The sequence below is a fragment of the Xanthomonas prunicola genome (genome assembly GCF_025266575.1).
Lineage (GTDB): Bacteria > Pseudomonadota > Gammaproteobacteria > Xanthomonadales > Xanthomonadaceae > Xanthomonas > Xanthomonas prunicola.
Window position 1 is genome coordinate 1,277,044 of record NZ_CP096142.1, and the last position, 16,942, is coordinate 1,293,985.

Annotated in this window: 13 protein-coding genes; 2 read left to right on the top strand and 11 right to left on the bottom strand. The window is 64.5% G+C overall.

Annotated features, from left to right (window positions below; all coding sequences use genetic code 11):
• Positions 1-121 precede the first annotated feature (121 nt).
• The 8 genes from M0D43_RS05385 to M0D43_RS05420 all read right to left on the bottom strand — a co-directional run bounded on the left by M0D43_RS05385 (position 122) and on the right by M0D43_RS05420 (position 8,479).
• Entirely contained in the window at positions 122-1,414 is a 1,293-nt protein-coding gene (locus M0D43_RS05385) for an adenylosuccinate synthase (RefSeq protein ID WP_101363538.1), read from the bottom strand.
• A 426-nt stretch (positions 1,415-1,840) separates the two neighbouring features.
• A complete protein-coding gene (locus tag M0D43_RS05390) occupies positions 1,841-2,026 on the bottom strand; it encodes a DUF2065 domain-containing protein (protein WP_039524090.1) in 186 nt (61 codons plus the stop codon).
• A 338-nt stretch (positions 2,027-2,364) separates the two neighbouring features.
• A complete protein-coding gene (locus M0D43_RS05395; protein ID WP_102581857.1) occupies positions 2,365-2,829 on the bottom strand; it encodes an REP-associated tyrosine transposase in 465 nt (154 codons plus the stop codon).
• A gap of 405 nt (positions 2,830-3,234) precedes the next feature.
• Positions 3,235-4,098, bottom strand: coding sequence for a protease modulator HflC (gene hflC, locus M0D43_RS05400; protein WP_252163839.1), 864 nt, complete (start codon positions 4,096-4,098; stop codon positions 3,235-3,237).
• Positions 4,098-5,234 carry an FtsH protease activity modulator HflK gene (gene hflK, locus M0D43_RS05405; RefSeq protein WP_252163840.1) on the bottom strand — a complete coding sequence of 379 codons (1,137 nt, stop codon included), beginning with the start codon at positions 5,232-5,234 and terminating at the stop codon, positions 4,098-4,100. The genes hflC and hflK overlap by 1 nt, the downstream gene beginning before the upstream one ends.
• A 649-nt stretch (positions 5,235-5,883) precedes the next feature.
• Positions 5,884-6,270, bottom strand: a complete 387-nt coding sequence (gene pilH, locus M0D43_RS05410; protein ID WP_252163841.1) for a twitching motility response regulator PilH — start codon at positions 6,268-6,270, stop codon at positions 5,884-5,886.
• A gap of 412 nt (positions 6,271-6,682) precedes the next feature.
• On the bottom strand, positions 6,683-7,582 hold the full coding sequence (locus M0D43_RS05415; protein WP_101363543.1) for a DnaJ C-terminal domain-containing protein: 900 nt from the start codon (positions 7,580-7,582) through the stop codon (positions 6,683-6,685).
• 420 nt (positions 7,583-8,002) lie between these two features.
• Entirely contained in the window at positions 8,003-8,479 is a 477-nt protein-coding gene (locus M0D43_RS05420) for an Hsp20/alpha crystallin family protein (RefSeq protein ID WP_252163842.1), read from the bottom strand.
• 163 nt (positions 8,480-8,642) lie between these two features.
• Between M0D43_RS05420 and M0D43_RS05425 the strand changes: the two genes are divergently transcribed.
• Together M0D43_RS05425 and M0D43_RS05430 are read left to right on the top strand one after the other, a co-directional pair.
• Entirely contained in the window at positions 8,643-9,125 is a 483-nt protein-coding gene (locus M0D43_RS05425) for a peroxiredoxin (RefSeq protein WP_252163843.1), read from the top strand.
• Positions 9,126-9,166: 41 nt separating this feature from the next.
• On the top strand, positions 9,167-9,727 hold the full coding sequence (locus tag M0D43_RS05430) for a ferritin-like domain-containing protein (protein ID WP_046963150.1): 561 nt from the start codon (positions 9,167-9,169) through the stop codon (positions 9,725-9,727).
• A gap of 450 nt (positions 9,728-10,177) precedes the next feature.
• On the opposite strand, the gene pbpC is transcribed toward M0D43_RS05430, so the two are convergent.
• The 3 genes from pbpC to M0D43_RS05445 all read right to left on the bottom strand — a co-directional run bounded on the left by pbpC (position 10,178) and on the right by M0D43_RS05445 (position 16,936).
• Positions 10,178-12,568, bottom strand: a complete 2,391-nt coding sequence (gene pbpC, locus M0D43_RS05435) for a penicillin-binding protein 1C (protein ID WP_252163844.1) — start codon at positions 12,566-12,568, stop codon at positions 10,178-10,180.
• Between the two features lie 286 nt (positions 12,569-12,854).
• The gene (locus M0D43_RS05440; RefSeq protein ID WP_252163845.1) at positions 12,855-13,802 is read right to left on the bottom strand and encodes a glycerophosphodiester phosphodiesterase family protein; all 948 of its coding nucleotides are present in this window, start codon (positions 13,800-13,802) and stop codon (positions 12,855-12,857) included.
• A gap of 146 nt (positions 13,803-13,948) precedes the next feature.
• Entirely contained in the window at positions 13,949-16,936 is a 2,988-nt protein-coding gene (locus M0D43_RS05445) for a TonB-dependent receptor (protein ID WP_252163846.1), read from the bottom strand.
• Positions 16,937-16,942: the final 6 nt, after the last annotated feature.

The window sequence follows — 16,942 nt, forward strand, 5'->3', positions numbered from 1 at the left end:
CAGGGCCGTGCTGAACACGCCCCGCACCGACAGGGCTTACAACAGCAACGCTCGACCGCAGCGTGCAAACAAAAGCCCCGCTTTCGCAGGGCTTTTGTCGCTTCAATCACGCATCAGCCGATCAGGCGAACGGGTCCTGCAGCACCATGGTGTGGTCGCGGTCCGGGCCGGTGGAGACGATGCTGATCGGGCAGCCGGCCAGTTCTTCCAACGCGCGCAGGTAGGCACGCGCGGCCACCGGCAGCTTGTCCCACTCGGTGATGCCGTGGGTGTTCTCGGTCCAGCCCGGGAACTCCAGGTACACCGGGGTGCACTCTTCCCACCCCTGTGCGTCCAGCGGGGCGTATTCGGTGCGCTTGCCGCGGTATTCGTAGGCGATGCAGACCTTGAGCTTTTCCATGCCATCGAGCACGTCGAGCTTGGTGATGCACAGGCCGGAAATCCCGTTGATGGCCACCGCACGCTTGAGCGCGACGATGTCCATCCAGCCGCAACGACGCGGGCGGCCGGTGGAAGCGCCGTACTCGGCACCGCGATCGCGGATGCCCTGACCCACTGCGTCGTCCAGCTCGGTCGGGAACGGGCCACCGCCAACGCGCGTGGCGTAGGCCTTGGCGATACCCAGCACGTAGTCGATCGCGTCGGCGCCGACGCCGGTGCCGGCCAGCGCGCCGCCCACGGTGGTGTTGGAGCTGGTCACGTACGGATAGGTGCCATGGTCGATGTCCAGCAACGCGCCCTGCGCGCCTTCGAACAGCACGCGCTTACCCTGCTTGCGCAGGTCGTGCAGGATGCCAGCCACGTCCGACTTCATCGGCTGCACGTAGTCGCCGAAGGCAAGCGCTTCGTCGAAGGTCTTCTGGAAGTCCACCGCTTCCACGCCCAGGTACTTGGTCAGCACGAAGTTGTGATAATCCAGCGCGGTGCGCAGCAGTTCTTCCAGCTGCGGCGGGTAATGCAGGTCGGCGATGCGGATACCGCGACGCGCTACCTTGTCTTCGTACGCCGGGCCGATGCCGCGGCCGGTGGTGCCGATGGCCTTGCCGCCGGCGGCCTTCTCGCGTGCCTGATCCAGGGCGATGTGGTACGGCATGATCAGTGGGGCAGCCGGGGAAATCTTCAGGCGCGAACGCACTTCCACACCGGCGCCTTCCAGCTCGCTGATTTCCTTGATCAGCGCGGCCGGGGAGATCACCACGCCATTGCCGATCAGGCACAGCGCGTCTTCGCGCAGGATGCCGGACGGAATCAGATGCAAGACGGTCTTCTTGCCGTTGATGACCAGCGTATGGCCGGCGTTATGGCCGCCCTGGAAGCGGACGACCGCACCGATCTCTTCGGTAAGCAGATCGACGATCTTGCCTTTGCCTTCATCGCCCCACTGGGCACCGAGCACGACAACTGACTGACCCATGACGGGTGGACTCCTGAGTTTTGCTGCGGCCATCGGGGCCGCGGGATGGGACCGGTTCGGGGCTGGCGGCGCCACCTGGCGCGCGGCTCCATCGGGGAGCGTTGCAGCGGCGACCAGCCCGGACACGGAAAAAGCCGAACGGGGTGCTCTGGTTGGAGCATGCCCGTCCGGCTTTTGTGCATTATCCGGGTTTCCGGTGACGTGCACTACCCCTGGCGGCCGGCGGACCGGGCGCGGGTCAGATTGCGGCTGGCCGTCGGTTACGCGGTGCTCCGAGCGCTGCCGGCCCCTAGCCCGGGAGATCCCGTCGCGACAATCCCAATGGCTCGTAGGAGCGCACCAGGGCGCGACGAGCATTCCCGGTAAAGCCAGTCGCGCCCTGGTGCGCTCCTACGCTGCCCGTTGCGGTCGGAATGGACCACCCACTCAGTGACGCACGATCCACAGTGCAATCGCGCCCAGCACCAGCGTCACACCACCAATCACACGCAATTGCGCGGTGGGCAGACTGAACAGTTGCTCGACCATGCGTTTCCAGGCGGTGGGCGCGGCAAACAACAGCAGGCCTTCGATGACGGCGATCAGGCACAACGCGGACAGAAATTCATGCATCAGCAACACCAGGACGTGGGGAACTGCAGTGTGCCGTGTCAGCGCCCTCCACGCGCCCCGCGTAGGAGCGCACCTGGGCGCGACAGGCATTCCCGATAAAGCCGGTCGCGCCCAGGTGCGCTCCTACGCGGCAACGTACCGAACCTAGCCAAACCGGCAGACCGCCCAAAGCACCATCGCCCGATCCACGACAGGCAAACCCCGACAAACCCACCCCGTAGGAGCGCACCCGGGCGCGACGGGCATTTCCGGTAGAGCCGGTCGCGCCCGGGTGCGCTCCTACGCGGCGGCGCGCGGCAAACGGTGGGCATGCACTAGGCCTGCTCGCGGCTCGACGCTCAGAGCCAGATCGCGTCCCAGAACGGATAATCACCGACGTGGGTGACCAGCCCGGCCCGGAGCGGATTGGCGATGAGGTAACGCGCGGCTGCGTGCAGGTCGTCGTCTTTGCGCAACGCGTGGTCGTGGTAGCTGCGGCTCCAGACCGGTGCGTGATGCTGCCGCTGATCGTTCACCGAACGCGCTGCGCACGCTTTCATCCGGGACACGGCGTCGGCCAACGCGGTGACGCTCCCCAGCTGCAACAGCCAATGTGCATGATCCGGCATCAACACCCAGGCCAGCAGCCTGGCATCGCAAGGCGTTGCTGCGGTGAATGCCCGGCAGGCGGTTGCTGCAAGCAGAAAATCTGCGAACACGGCGCGACGCTGCCATGTCGTAGTGGTCAGCAGGTAAACGCTGTTAGGCGAAGACTGCCTGCCGCGGCGCAGCGCGCGATGCCCTGGAGAGTCGATGTTGGCCATGCCGCGATGCTGGCGGCCTTGGACCACGCGGGATATCGGCGGTTACCGCGTTCTGCGCTAGGGAGAATCCATATGGCGACTGACTATCAACGGCAATCAGCGGGGTCCGCCGGTAAGGCCCGTCGCGCCCGGGTGCGCTCCTACCGGGCCGAGTTTGGTCAACACGACGGGAGAGCCGCTCCAGGCAGTTGGATTCCAGACGTGACCATCAGCATCGCAGTGCACGAAGCGCCATGCGCCCGACCCATCCGCCCCATATGCCCCGCGTAGGAGCGCACCTGGGCGCGACGGGCATCCCTGGCAAAGTCGTCGCGCCCGGGTGCGCTCCTACGGTGGGCGAGGCAGCGAGAGGCACATACGACAACGCCCGCATTCCGCGGGCGTTGTCGATTCAGCGCAGAGCGATCAACGATCGCTCTTGAGGTACTGCAGGAACGGGTCGTTCTTGTCGAGCACGATCACGCCGTTGCCGTCGGTCATGGAGCCGCGGTAGGCCTCCAGGCTGCGGTAGAAGGCATAGAACGCGGGATCCTTGGAACCTGCCTGGCCGTAGATGCGGGCGGCTTCTGCATCGCCTTCGCCGCGCAGCTTCTGCGCGTCACGCTCGGCATCGGCCACGATCACGGTGGACTCGCGGTCGGCTTGCGCACGGATGGTCAGCGCCTGCTCTTCACCTTCGGCGCGCAACTTGCTGGCTTCCTGCTTGCGCTGGGCGCGCATGCGCTCGTAGACGTCGGTGATCACCTGGCTGTCGGTCGGCAGGTCGATCTGCTTGATGCGCAGGTCGGTGATCTGCATGCCCAGGCCCTTGATGGCGCCGTTGATGCCCTTGAGCTGGCTGGCGATCAGTTCGCTGCGGTCGCCGGAGACCAGCTGCTGCAGGGTGCGCGAGTTGATCTGGTTGCGCAGCGAGTCGGTGATGATCGGGGCCAGGCGCGAATTGGCGACCGACTCCTCACCACCGGTGGCGCGATAGAACGCCCGCACATCGGAGATGTAGCCGATGGCGAAGAAATCCACGCTGACGTCTTTCTGCTCGGCGGTGAAGTAGCGCGCCGGAGCGGTGTCCAGCACCTGGAAACGTCGATCGAACACGCGCACCGATTCCACCACCGGAATCTTGAAGTGCAGGCCGGGCTTGAGGTCGGCACGCACGACGCGACCCAGGTTGAGCACCATGGCGGTCTGATCTTCGCGCACCACGAACACCGAGCCCATCAGGGTCAGCAACACGGCGACGATCAGGCCGATGATTAGCGAATTCTTCATTATTCGGTTCCCTCACGGCCGGTCGGGCGCGGGCCGCGTTCCGGGTTACGGATGGCCTCGCTGCTGGTGCTTTGCGGCGGATTCAACAGCACGTCCTGCGGCACCATCGACGGCATGCCGCCCGTACCCGGGTTGCCGCCGGCGTTGGCAGCCTTGCCGGCATCGGCCGGCAGCGGCACATAGATGACCTGGCGGCCATCGCTGCCGATCACCTTGCGGTTCTCCGACAACACCTTCTGCACCGTCTCCAGCCACAGACGCTTGCGGGTGACCTCCGGCGCACCGGCGTACTGCGCCTGCAACAGCGTGAAGCGATCGGCATCGCCCTCGGCCTTGGAGATGGTGGCCTGCTTGTAGCCTTCGGCACCGGTGCGGGTGCGTGCACCCTGGCCGCGCGCTTCGGGCACCACCTTGGCGGCGTACGCCTGGGCTTCGTTGATCAGGCGCTCGCGCACCTGCTGGGCACCGTTGACCTCGTCGAAGGCCGGTTTCACTTCTTCCGGCGGGCGCGCATCCGGCAGGGTCACGCCGGTGACGGCCAAGCCGGTGTTGTAGGCATCCAGGGCCGCCTGCAGACGGTCTTTGGACGCGATCGCCAGCGGGCCGCGATTGTTGAGCACGGTATTGAGGTCCGACCGCCCCACCTGCTCACGCACGGCACTCTGCGCGGCCTGCTCCAGCACCAGATCGGCATTACGCGAGCCGAACAGGTACTTGCGCGGGTCGCTGATCTGGTACTGCACGTTGAGCGAGACGTTGACGATGTTCTCGTCGCGCGTCAGCACCGGCACCTGGTTGCTGAAGGTCTTGATCTCGGTGGCATTGACCTTGCGCACCGATTCGATCGGCCAGGGCAACTTGAAGTTGGGGCCGGGCTGCAGGATGCGCGAGAACTGGCCGAAGCGCAGCACCACGCCACGCTGCTGCTCGCCGATGAGCTGGAAGCTGGAGAACAGCACCATCAGCACTACCGCGACAAGGATCCAGCGCCCAACGCCGCCGTCGAACAGCTCTTTCAACGGGGCGGGCAGATTGCCCCAACCGCCACCATTGCCACCACCGCGCGGGCCCCAGGACCTGCGACGGTTGGGATCCGGGCCGTCTCCGCCCTTGTTGCCGGGTGTGTTCCAGGCCATGCACGCTCCATGATCGAGGGGCTGCGCGGGCCAGTCCCGCAGTGCCGCCATGTTGTTTGATTCGCCGATTCTACTAGATGGGGCAGACCCACCGTTTTGAAAGGCCCGGTGTGATGCATTGTTGGTTTAGCCGGCGGGGCGGATCGGGCGGCGCGGACAACAACGCGGCGGTTCTTGGAGCTAGGACTGCGCGCCGCGGATTAGGGTGCGTCCGCGGCATGCGCCGAGGGCTGGTACAGGCCATGCTCGCCCGGAAGCTGCGCACGCGTGTCGTTGGTCCCCGCCCCGGACGCTGATCGGGTCCTGGCTGTATGGAGCCAGCTCGCCGAGTGCGTGCCTGATTGGCTGGTTCTCACGGGAGGCGTGGTGATGCGCGTGACAAGCGGGCACGCCGCGAGACGATTGCTTACTTGGAGCCGGTGTCTTCAACCCGATTGTGGGTTTTAGGCAGAGCGGTGGCTACGCCAGGTACGCTCACCCCAACGCCTACCCCGCGCTTGCGGCGTGGGCGCTCAGAACACGCACGCCACTGGCGCGCAGGCCGTGCCTTCTCGCCACGAAGGAGCGGGGCTTGCCCTTCTCCCACATCGACCGTCGCCCCAATCGACCTGTCCCGAAATCCGACTTCGATCACGTCTGGCCGACGTACTTATGCTGTCGGCGGTTCTTCTTTCTGATTGAACACGCGCTCCATCACTTCCAGCAGCTCATCTTCCGAGAACGGCTTGGTGATGTAGGCGCGGGCGCCTTGGCGCATGCCCCACATGCGATCGGTGTCCTGATCCTTGGTCGTGACCAGGATCACCGGAATGTGCTGGGTAGTGGGCTCGCGCTTGAGCGTGCGCGTGGCCTGGAACCCGTTGAGGTTGGGCATCACCACATCCATCAGCACCAAATCGGGCAGCGATTCCTTGGCCGCTTCCACGCCGGCGGCACCATCGGTGGCGGTGATGGTTTCGTGGCCCAGCTTCTCAACGATGCGCTGAATCCCCAGCAGCTGCGATGGCGAGTCGTCGACGATCAAAATACGTGCCATGTGTTTCCCCTAGTATGCGCGGCGAGTGTAGTGCGCCGGCCGCGCTTTCGATAGCTGGGCCAGGTTTGGTGCTTGGTGAAGGGGTTGCGATCAGCCATTGACCGTCGTTCTTTGGAGACGACTGGAGGAGTACTACGTCGGACAGGGCACGATTGGATTCAACACAGAAGCCAACGAACAGCGGCGTTGATTCCCTCCTCCCATCGGCAAAGGTGGCGCGCAGCGCCGGGTAAGGTGCGGCTGCGATGCGATGGCGTCGGTCGACATTGACGGCCGTGTGGCCTACCGAACCCTCACCCCCAGCACCCCGGCCCGCGCTCGCGGCGCGGGCACTCGAAGGCCTGCGCGCCACTGGCGCGCAGGCCGTGCCTGCCTGCACTGCAGGGAGAGGGGCTCTTCTGGCTTGGGCCGATCAGCTCAGCGTCTCGCCAAACGCCTTGGCCAGGTTGCGGTATGCCTTTTTCTGCGCATCGTCGGTCGGGGCCGGCGCCAGGATTTCCAGTTCCACAATCTGGTCGCCCGGGGTAGTGCCGGGCAGGCCGCGACCGCGCAGGCGCAGCTTGCGTCCGGCATCGGAGTCGGCCGGCACCTTCAATTCGACCGAGCCGCCCAGGGTCGGCACGCTGATCGTGGTCCCCAGTGCAGCCTGCCAGGGCATGACCTGCAAGGTGTACAGGATGTTGCGCCCGTCGACCTCGAAGTGCGGGTGCGCTGCGTATTCGATCTCCAGCAACAGGTTGCCGCCGCCATTGCCCTGCCCGCTCAGGCGGATCACCTGGCCAGGCTGCACGCCCTTGGGCACGCGCACGTCCAGTTGCTTGCCGTTGATGGTGATGCGGACGCTGTCGCCCGAATGCACCGCCTCCAGCGGCACCGCAAGCTTGGCGCGGGTGTCGCCGCGAACCTGCGGGCCGGCACCTGCACCAGGGCCGGCGCCCGGACCGCGCGGACGACCGCCGCGCTGGCCGGCGAACAGGCTCTCGAAGAAATCGCTGAAGCCGCCACCCGCACCACCGTTGCCGAACACCTCTTCGAAATCGAAGCCCTGCCCGCCGCCGTAATTGGGCGGGGCCTGGAACTCGTCGCCCGGCCGGAAACCCTGCGCCTTCAACTGATCGTAAGCCTTGCGCTTGGCCGGGTCGCGCAGCGCTTCGTAGGCTTCGTTGATCGCCTTGAACTTCTCTTCGGCGCCAGCTTCCTTGCTGACGTCGGGGTGATATTTGCGCGCGAGCCGGCGGTAGGCGGTCTTGATCTCCGCATCGCCTGCACTGGGCTCCACGCCGAGCGTTGCGTAGTAATCCTTGAATTCCATCTAATCACCTCTGGAAAAAAAACGGCCCGCAGCCTAGGCCACGAGCCAGTTCGAGCAGCCAGCACTCCGGCGGACAGCGCGTGTGCGGCGCGGAAGGCACGCGGCCCTGCAGCGTACGGGCGTACGTGCCGAGTTCGCATACCAGCCGCGCCCGCAAAGCGGTGAAGCAACGGACGTGTTGGCCAATCTATTCGCAGCCGGGCGGGCAACTGCGCCTATTCTACGGCGCGGCTGTCGCCGGGGAGCGAAGCCGATGGCTCCGCTCCAGGTCCAGGTCCAGGCGCTAGTGGCGGCCTGCCCCGACTGGCACACGTGCCGGCCGAATTCCTCCGGCCGCTGGGCGGACCTGTGCGCCCAGCAAAGGCCTGCCCAGCAAAGACCGCGCGTCAGTTAAGCGCGCCACCGCTACATCCGCTGCGCTTACTGCACCGTGCTGCCGCTGGTGTCCTGACCGTTGCCGACCTGGATACGGCGCGGCGTGGCTGCCGGGCGCTTGGGAATGCGGATTTCCAGCACGCCGTTGTGGCCCGAGGCAGTGATGCCATCGGCATCGGCACTGTCGGGCAGCGCGAAGCGGCGGTGGAAGCTGCCGTAGCGGCGCTCGATCCGTGAGAAACGCTCGGTCTCGGTGCTGGATTCGCTCTTGCGCTCGCCCTTGATCGACAGAATGCCCTTGTCCATCTGCACCTCGATCTGGCTGGGGTCGATGCCCGGCAGGTCGGCGTAGAGCACGAAGTGTTTGGGCTCTTCCTTGATGTCCACGCGCGGCACCCATTGGGCGGTGACCACGGCCGATTCGTCGGTATCGCTGTTGTGTTCGAAGAAACGATCGAACACGTGCTTGATCTCGTTTTGCAGGGCGTGCGTGGGCCACTGAGGATAACGAACGCTGTTCATTGCAAGCCTCCAAAAGGTTGGTTGAAGGGCCGGCAGCTGCGGCATGCACCATCGCGCCGGCCATGTGCGTCAGATAGGCGTGGCCGTGCGGATTTCAAGCGCGTTGACGCGCTTTTCCCCTGCCCTTTTCTAGAATTCGTTCAGCCACACAGAGCCCAGCCCCATGACCATCGCCGTTGGTGACAGCATTCCCGAAGTGGTGCTCAAGCGCATGCGCGACGGCATCGAAGCAGTCGACACCCACACCTTGTTCGCAGGCCGCAAGGTGCTGTTGTTCGCGGTGCCGGGTGCCTTTACCCCCACCTGCTCGGCCAAGCACCTGCCAGGCTATGTGGAACACTTCGACGAATTCCGCAAGCGCGGGATCGAAGTGCTGTGCACCGCCGTCAACGACCCGTTCGTGATGCAGGCCTGGGGCCGCAGCCAGCTCATCCCCGACGGCCTGCACCTGCTGCCCGACGGCAACGCCGAACTGGCGCGCGCCCTGGGCCTGGAAATCGACGCCAGCGGCTCGGGCATGGGCCTGCGTTCGCGTCGTTATGCGCTGTATGCCGACGACGGCGTGGTCAAGGCCTTGTTCGTCGAAGAACCCGGCGAGTTCAAGGTGTCTGCGGCCGACTACGTACTGCAGCATCTGCCCGATTGAAAGAGCAAACCCCCGTCCACTCAGAAGGAAAACGGCCAGCCATGTCTGATCAGCCAGCCAGCAAGACCTCCGCCGGTATCACCGATACCGCCACCTTGCGCGCACGCGCACGCCAGAGCATCGAAGACGGCGCCATCACCGAGAGTTACCATGCCGATCGCGAGAAGGTGATCGAACTGCTCAACACCGCGCTCGCAACTGAGTATGTGTGCACACTGCGCTACTACCGCCACTACTTCATGGCCAAGGGCATGCTTGCCGATGCGGTCAAGGGCGAGTTCCTCGAACATGCGCAGCAGGAACAGGCGCACGCGCACAAGCTGGCAGAGCGCATCGTGCAGCTGGGTGGCGAGCCGGACCTCAATCCGGACACACTGACCAAGCGCTCGCACGCCGAATACAAGGAAGGCACCGATCTGCGCGACATGGTCAAGGAAAACCTGATCGCCGAGCGCATCGCCATCGACAGCTATCGCGAGATGATCGATTTCATCGGCGACAAGGACACCACCACCAAGCGCATTCTCGAAAGCATCCTGGCTCAGGAAGAAGAGCATGCCGACGAGTTTGCCGACATGCTGGAAGGCTGGATCGGCGAGTGAGTTGATACAACCTGTGGGTAGTGCGCTGCACCTTGCGCCTAGGACATGCTGCACATCGGTGCATGCAGGCTTCTTGGTGGCTTCCCTGCCACCAAGAAATTCCGTCACCCGCACGGACACGGGCAACGCGGCGAGCACGAACGAGTGAGTTGATCGACCGCTGCTGAGTTCATCGACCGCTTCCAAGATTGCCTATTGCTCGACCGACGTCGCCAAGTCGAGCCTAAAGCACATTCGCTGCATGAAGGGCGCAATGCCCTCACCCCTCGCCGCACACGCCGTGACTCCGCCCCTGGCGCTCGATGGCGGCATCTATGTCACCAACGTCTGCGCAATTGGAAAGGACATCGCGCCAGACGCGATGGTCTTTGTACTTGGCACATGCCGCGACACGGCGATGCCATACCGGACAGCCACCCGTACGATCACTGGCGGCTCTTGAGCTCGGTTTCAACGCAATACCCGAAAGCGCACCTGCGTCCATGCACCATCGCTGGCCATTGCGGTGAGCGTGTGCAACCCGATTTCTTCGAAATCGCGCTGAAATCCTTGTCGACCGTTGGTCTGCGCGATCCAGCGGCCGTCCAGCAACCAATCGATCCGCGCCTCACTGCCCAATGCACGCAACTGCAATCGTACCGGGCGTGCGGTGTCGTTGGCACGCGCAAGCGTGGCGCGGTCGCTGAGGCCGTCGATGCGTAGCACCCCGCCACCGGTCATGCGCCCGTCCGGCACACAATCTGCAGCCAAGGGCGGTAGTTGCGCGGCAGCGCGTTCGGACGTACTGAGCCAGGGCGACACCAATGCTGGCCAGCGCGCGACTGCGCGCGAGACACGCGCATGCGGCTGGCTGCATTCCTGCGACAACCGCTGACCACTGCGGGCATCGATATCGAAGCGCACTTGTCCGCTTTGCCACAGACGCGCATCGCGCTCGGCGAAGGTGGGCGGCACTGCGCCCTCGAGTGCATACGCATCGGCACGGCGTGCGCAGAGAGGCGGCGGCGTTTGATCGGCAGCGCCGCCCAACGGCCAGCAGATGTTGATTGCCTGCACCGTGGGCGGCATCGGCAACGGCGCGCTGTCGCCGGCGCTGCGTGGCAACGCATCAATGACTTCGAACATCAACGGCAACGCGGTGACCGCACCGTATTGGCCCGGCAACGGCGTGCCATCCGGCCGTCCTACCCAGACGCCCACGGTATAACGCCGCGTCCCGCCAATTGCCCATGCATCGCGGTAGCCGTAACTGGTGCCGGTCTTCCATGCCACGCCCGGGCGCGCGGTGGTGTCGAAGGTACCACTGCCATACCCGGGGCGCGGATTGCTTTGCAAAATCTCGCGCACGATCCAGGCCGCACCCGGCGACATCAAGCGGCGATCGATACGCGCGTCATTCGGCGTATAGCGCACACGTCCGGCAATGCCGCCACGATTGAGCGCGGCGAACGCACCCACCAATTCCTGCAACTGTGCGCCGGTTCCGCCCAGTATCAAAGCCAGCGATGGCGTGCTGCCTGAAGGAAAATGCAGCGCGATGCCGGCATTGGACAGCCGCGCGGCGAACCGCGCCGGACCGATGCGATCGAGTAGATCCACCGCCGGCACGTTCAACGACAGACGCAACGCTGTGGCCGCGCTCACCGGGCCGTTGAATGCCGCATCGAAATTACCTGGACGGTAATCGCCGAAACTCTGCGGCGCATCCACCAGCAGGCTTTCGGAATGGATCAAACCATCGTCCAACGCCATGCCATACAGGAACGGCTTGAGGGTGGAGCCGGGCGAACGCCATGCCTGCACCATGTCGACATGGCCCAGGCGCCTGCGGTCGCCGAAACTGGCCGAGCCCACATAGGCGCGCGCTTCCAGCGTGGCGTTGTCCACCACCAACAACGCCGCGGACGTGCGCTCTGGCAGTTGCGAAAAATACGTGGACACGCGCTCTTCCAGCGTGCGCTGCAATTCCACATCCAGCGTGGTGATCAGACGCGCCGCACGCGGCTGCGCGCTGTGCAGACGCTGCGCCAGCAAGGCCGCAAGCAACGGCGGTTTGAGCGAGCGTGTCACCACCGGCTCGATGCGCGCATCGTCCACCTGCGCACGCGACCACACGCCCAGCTCCACCATGCGATCGAGCACCTTGTCCCGTGCACGCTGCGCGGCTTCGGGATGACGATCCGGACGCAGCCGGCTGGGCGATTGCGGCAGCACCGCCAGCAACGCGGCCTCGGCCTGCGACAAGTCCTTGGCCGGCTTGCCCAGATACGCCCAACTGGCCGCCTCCACCCCTTCGATGGTGCCGCCGTAGGGCGCGCGCTCCAGATACAGCATGAGAATCTCGCGCTTGCTCAGGTGCGCTTCCAGCTGCAGCGCGCGCAACAGTTGCTTGGCCTTGCCCCACGGCGTGCGCGTATGCGGGTCCAGAATGCGCGCCACCTGCATGGTCAACGTGGAGCCGCCGGACACGATGCGGCCCTGCCTGATCCATTGCCCGCCTGCACGCAGCAGCCCCCACGGATTAACGCCGGGGTGGCGCCAGAACCAGCGGTCTTCATAGTTCAACAGCGCCTGCAGATACAGCGGCGACACGCTCTGCGATGTGGCCGGATAGCGCCACACACCGGTGTGGTCGGCGAACGCGCGCAACGGCGTGCCATCGCGCGCAACCACCAAGGTGGAGGTGTCGCGCGACTTGGGCAGCGGCAGTGGGAAGGCCAGATCCAGCAGCAGGATGACGGTCAGCAACGCGGCTGCGCTCCAGCGCAGCCATCGCATCCAGCGGCGTCCATTTCGGGCGTTGTGCTTCGGCATCTGTGGGCGCGGCTGCGTCCGGTTCATCCTTGTTTGCGCCTGCGGTTGTTCGTCCATCGTGCAAAGCATGCAGGGCAAAATGTATTTCGGCCACTGCTATGCGACTGACGCCTCGTAACAGCGACTTATGAGGCCAGTGCCGGACGCCAGGCGACGCCCGACACGCGAATACGCAACCGAATTGGCGGAACGCGATGTCTTCGGCCAGCGGAAACAACAGCTACAGAGCGGTCAGGCGTTGCGCCTCGTCCGTTGAACTGATTGTTGCGCAGCGCGTCGTGCAACGTCCTGTTGCTGGCGCGTGAGGCTGCGCTCAGTGCTTTTCCAGCGTCGCGCGATAGCGCAACAAGGCTTCCGGCGCATCGGTCTGGATGATCGACACACCGTCGCGGTACATCCGGCCCCACACCTTGTCCGGGTCGCGCTCGGCATCGGCGTCGCCACCGTAGCCGGCAATGAAGCCGTCCCACAACGAATTGACCATCAGTCTCACGTTGTGCGCCTTGCTCACCGCGGCCAGCGCCGGCAACTGCGCGGCCGCCATCTTGGGCAACTCGAATGCCATCGGGCGCGCGTTGCGGGTCTGCGCAGTGGCGATTGCCGCAAGATCGGCACTGCCATGCGCGTTGATCAGGATCGGGAAGAAGTACACCGTATCGAACGGCGTCATCGCCGCCAACGGCGGCGTAGCGATGCCGGCTTCGGCCTTGACGATCACCTGGTGCTGCATGCCGGCGCGTGCGACCGCGTCGATCACCTGCACGTAGATCGCATCCTTGACGTCCAGGTTGAGCAGGATGTGCCCTTTGGCCTTGGCGAGCATCTGCTCGAGCGTGACGACGCGCTGGTCGGTCAGTGATGCCTGTGCACCACCTTCGTCGCTGCGCAGGCGCAGTTTCTGCAGGTCGGCCAGCGTGAGCTCGGACAGCTTGCCGGTGCCATCGGTGGTGCGGTCGACGGTGGCGTCGTGCAGCATCACCAAGGTGCCATCGGCTGCACGGCGCACATCGGTTTCCATCACGTCGGCGCCGATGGCGATGCAACGCTCCAGCGCCGCCAGCGAATTTTCCGGCGCGGTGTCGGTGAAACCGTGCTGTGGTGCGACCGCATGACAGCCGCGATGCGCAACCACCACAATGCCGCCCTGCGGATTGGCCAGGCGCGCCTGGATCGCGGCCACGCCGGCAGGCGCTGCACCCGCGCTGGTGGACACGGCAGCACACAGCAACGCAGCGAGGATGGCAGTAAGACGTGAGGTCATCGAACAACTCCGATCAAGTGGCTTGCAAAGCGAGAGCGAGGTAAGCGTAAGGTGCCGCGCCTGGTGCGCGTTACTGGAGTGAAACGGGTGAGCGGCAGTGACAGGTTTCAAGATGCAAGGCTTCGGCACCCCGCGCCCGGCGGCGCTTACAAGGTCGGCGTAAACCGCAGGCCCACCCAATAGGTGGTGGGTACCGAATAACTGTCCTTGAGCAGATTCTGCCCCGGGCCAGTGACGCTGGTGATACGGCTATGGGTGATGTTGCTGACCTGGCCGATCAGGCTCAACTGTTTGCTGACCGCATAGGTTGCAGTGAAATCCAGCTGCGAGCGCGGCGACCAGTACAAGTCCTGCCAATCGATATTGCTGACGATGGACCGCAGCGCCTTGCCCTGCCGGTTGTAAGCAGCACGCAGTTCCAACCCGCCGGTGTTGTAGAACAACGTGGCATTGGCGGTGTAATCCGGCTGGCCGACCAGATTGTCGAGTTTGCGCTCGCGCTGGGTCACGCTGCTGCCGCTGCCGACGCTGTAAGGCACGTCCAGACTGCCGTCGAGCAACGCGACATTGGCGCTGAAACCGACGCCGCTCAGCCACGGCGCGATGGGTGCCAGCGTGTTGACGATGCCGTTGAATTCCACACCGCGAATGCGTGCCTTGGCGGCATTGGCCGGTGTACTGATCAATGCATTGGCATAGGTGGTGCCGTCGAAGGTAAAGCTGTCGGTGCGCGAGAGCGTAAAGATCTCGTCCTGGATGCGCTTGTCGAACACGGCAGCGGACGCGAATGCATCGAACTCGCCGGGAAGGCGCCATTCCAGCGACAGATCCAGGTTATTGGACACGCGCGGTTTGATATCCGGATTGCCAATGGTGACGGTCACACCCTGCGCATTCGGGTTGCCGGCGTCCGTTGTGTTGACGAAGCCGATCGAGGTGCGTGCGGCATATGCATCGTACGGCGGGCGACCCAAGGTGCGGCTTGCACCGGCACGCAGATCCAGTGCATCGGTCAGGTGATAGGTCATGACCGCCGACGGCAATAAATAGTGGTAGTCCGCAGTGGTCTGGTTATCGACATACACGTAGTGATTGGTTGTCGTATCCAGCTGCCGCTCGCGGCCTAATGTGTCGAGCTTGGTACTGTCCAAATGCACACCGGCTTGCACATTCAAACGATCGCTGCGATAGCTGACCAAGCCATAGCTGCCAAACGTTTTTTCGGTATGCGTGAAGTTGTCCTGATTACTGAAAGCCTGCTGGTCGGTGCTGTTGAAGGCGCTCAATGGCGTGGCAGCCAGCACGCGGTTGGCCTTGTTCGGGTCGATGCTCAGCAGATTCAAACCGAGATAGCGCATCGGCGCCCTGCCGGTTCCCACCACATCGGCCAGGCCGAATGCTGGCGCCGTTGTATTGGGCTGATATTCGACACGGTAGATGCCATAGGACGGCTTGTCGGTGGTATACGACACGCCTGCCGCAAAGCCGATGCCCTGATCGCTTTCGCCTTGATTGAAACCGTAGTCGAGCCGGCCGGTGAGGATACGATCGGCAGCAGTGCGTTTGTAGTCCGGGCGCCAGTACGACAGGCTGTAATTGTCGAGATTGTCGTAGGCCTGCGGCGATACGCCGAACCGCTGATCCAACCCGGACGTGTCGTAATTGAATGCGTAGTTCGGCGTAGCATTGAGGGTGACGCCGCTGCCGGTCTGGCCCACCGGCACCGGTGCCGGGCGCGTGATGCCGGTGGCGTACTTGATCATGCGGATCGGCTCGTCGTAGGTCGCATCCGACCACGCCCCACGCGCGGAAAACTGCTGCCGATCGGTCGGCCGCCAGAGCGTGCCCAGCTGCGCAACCTTGGTACGCGTGGTGACGATCTGGTTCGAGTACCCCACCTCGATATCGCCCCCCGGATAGCTGCCAGAGGTGGCGGTTTGATTGAAGACCTGACCACGGTTGCGCGGGTCGATGATGACCTCGTTGCGCTCCATGTTGTCCTTGAAATAGTAGTAGCCGGCCATGGCATACGCTTCGAGCGCTGCACTCGGCCGCATCTCGAATTTTCCGGTGACGCCATAGCGCTCGCGCTGATCTTGCACGTACCAATATTTATCCTGCTGCGGCACCGCCCAGCCGTTGCCAAGATTGGCGCCGGTCTGCAACACACCGCTGTTGTCGTAGAACCCGTAATGCACCGTGTCGGTCGTCATATGGGTTTCGGTGTAGCTGCTCAGCGTTTGATAGTTGGCCGACACGGTGACGCCGTATTGCTGGTCGCTGCCGAAGGTGCGGCTGCCGGTGGCATTGACGCGGTAGCCGGGATCATCTTGATCGCGCGGCTTGCCCACATCGTTGGCGTGGCCGAGTGCCGCATCGGCGCTGAAGAACGGCTTGCCGCCGTTCTCGAACGCGCTGCGGGTCTTCAGGTTGATCGCACCGCCAGTCGCGTTGGGATCCAGATCGGGCGTAAACGTCTTGACGACCTGCAACTCGCTGACCATCGATGCCGGCAGCAAGTCCAGACGCACACCGCGGGTGATCGAGCCGAGTGTCCCGTTCGGTGTGCCGGGCGAGGCGATGGTGAGCCCGTCGATGGTCACGTTGTTGTACGACGGCCCCAGGCCACGCAACACCGGCGTGGCTGCTTCATCGCGCGGATGCTCGTTATCGGTCGCCGGTAACACCGACAAACCCGGCACGCGGCGCAATGCCTCGACGATGGTACTGTCGGGCAAGGCGCGCACATCGGTGGCGCTGATCACATCGGTGATGTTGGTCGCAGCGCGCTTGCTTTCCACTGCGGCGGCGTTGGCGCGGCGCACGCCGGTGACCTGCATGGCGTCGAGCGTTTGTACGCCGCCTTTAGCCGCGTCTGTGGCAGGCGCCTCGCTGCCGGCTGCATCGTTGAGCGCGGTTGTCGGGTCGATGCTCGAGGGATGCGCTGCCGCCGACGCTGTCTCGGTGGGACGCTGGCTCTCGTTGGCTGACGCACTGTCTGGATAGGTTGGTGACACAAAGCGCGCGGAGTCGGCTGACGCACCGACGCTTTGAGCCTGCAGTGCAGGCGAGCATGCGGCAATGGCCACGGCGAGAACGGACAGGTGCATACGGTACGGATCGAGGCGGTGCATGGAATC

Coding starts and splice junctions, on each gene's coding strand:
- M0D43_RS05385 (WP_101363538.1), bottom strand. CDS start 1,414: ATGGGTCAGTCAGTTGTCGTGCTCGGTGCCCAGTGGGGCGATGAAGGC.
- M0D43_RS05390 (WP_039524090.1), bottom strand. CDS start 2,026: ATGCATGAATTTCTGTCCGCGTTGTGCCTGATCGCCGTCATCGAAGGC.
- M0D43_RS05395 (WP_102581857.1), bottom strand. CDS start 2,829: ATGGCCAACATCGACTCTCCAGGGCATCGCGCGCTGCGCCGCGGCAGG.
- hflC (WP_252163839.1), bottom strand. CDS start 4,098: ATGAAGAATTCGCTAATCATCGGCCTGATCGTCGCCGTGTTGCTGACC.
- hflK (WP_252163840.1), bottom strand. CDS start 5,234: ATGGCCTGGAACACACCCGGCAACAAGGGCGGAGACGGCCCGGATCCC.
- pilH (WP_252163841.1), bottom strand. CDS start 6,270: ATGGCACGTATTTTGATCGTCGACGACTCGCCATCGCAGCTGCTGGGG.
- M0D43_RS05415 (WP_101363543.1), bottom strand. CDS start 7,582: ATGGAATTCAAGGATTACTACGCAACGCTCGGCGTGGAGCCCAGTGCA.
- M0D43_RS05420 (WP_252163842.1), bottom strand. CDS start 8,479: ATGAACAGCGTTCGTTATCCTCAGTGGCCCACGCACGCCCTGCAAAAC.
- M0D43_RS05425 (WP_252163843.1), top strand. CDS start 8,643: ATGACCATCGCCGTTGGTGACAGCATTCCCGAAGTGGTGCTCAAGCGC.
- M0D43_RS05430 (WP_046963150.1), top strand. CDS start 9,167: ATGTCTGATCAGCCAGCCAGCAAGACCTCCGCCGGTATCACCGATACC.
- pbpC (WP_252163844.1), bottom strand. CDS start 12,568: ATGAACCGGACGCAGCCGCGCCCACAGATGCCGAAGCACAACGCCCGA.
- M0D43_RS05440 (WP_252163845.1), bottom strand. CDS start 13,802: ATGACCTCACGTCTTACTGCCATCCTCGCTGCGTTGCTGTGTGCTGCC.
- M0D43_RS05445 (WP_252163846.1), bottom strand. CDS start 16,936: ATGCACCGCCTCGATCCGTACCGTATGCACCTGTCCGTTCTCGCCGTG.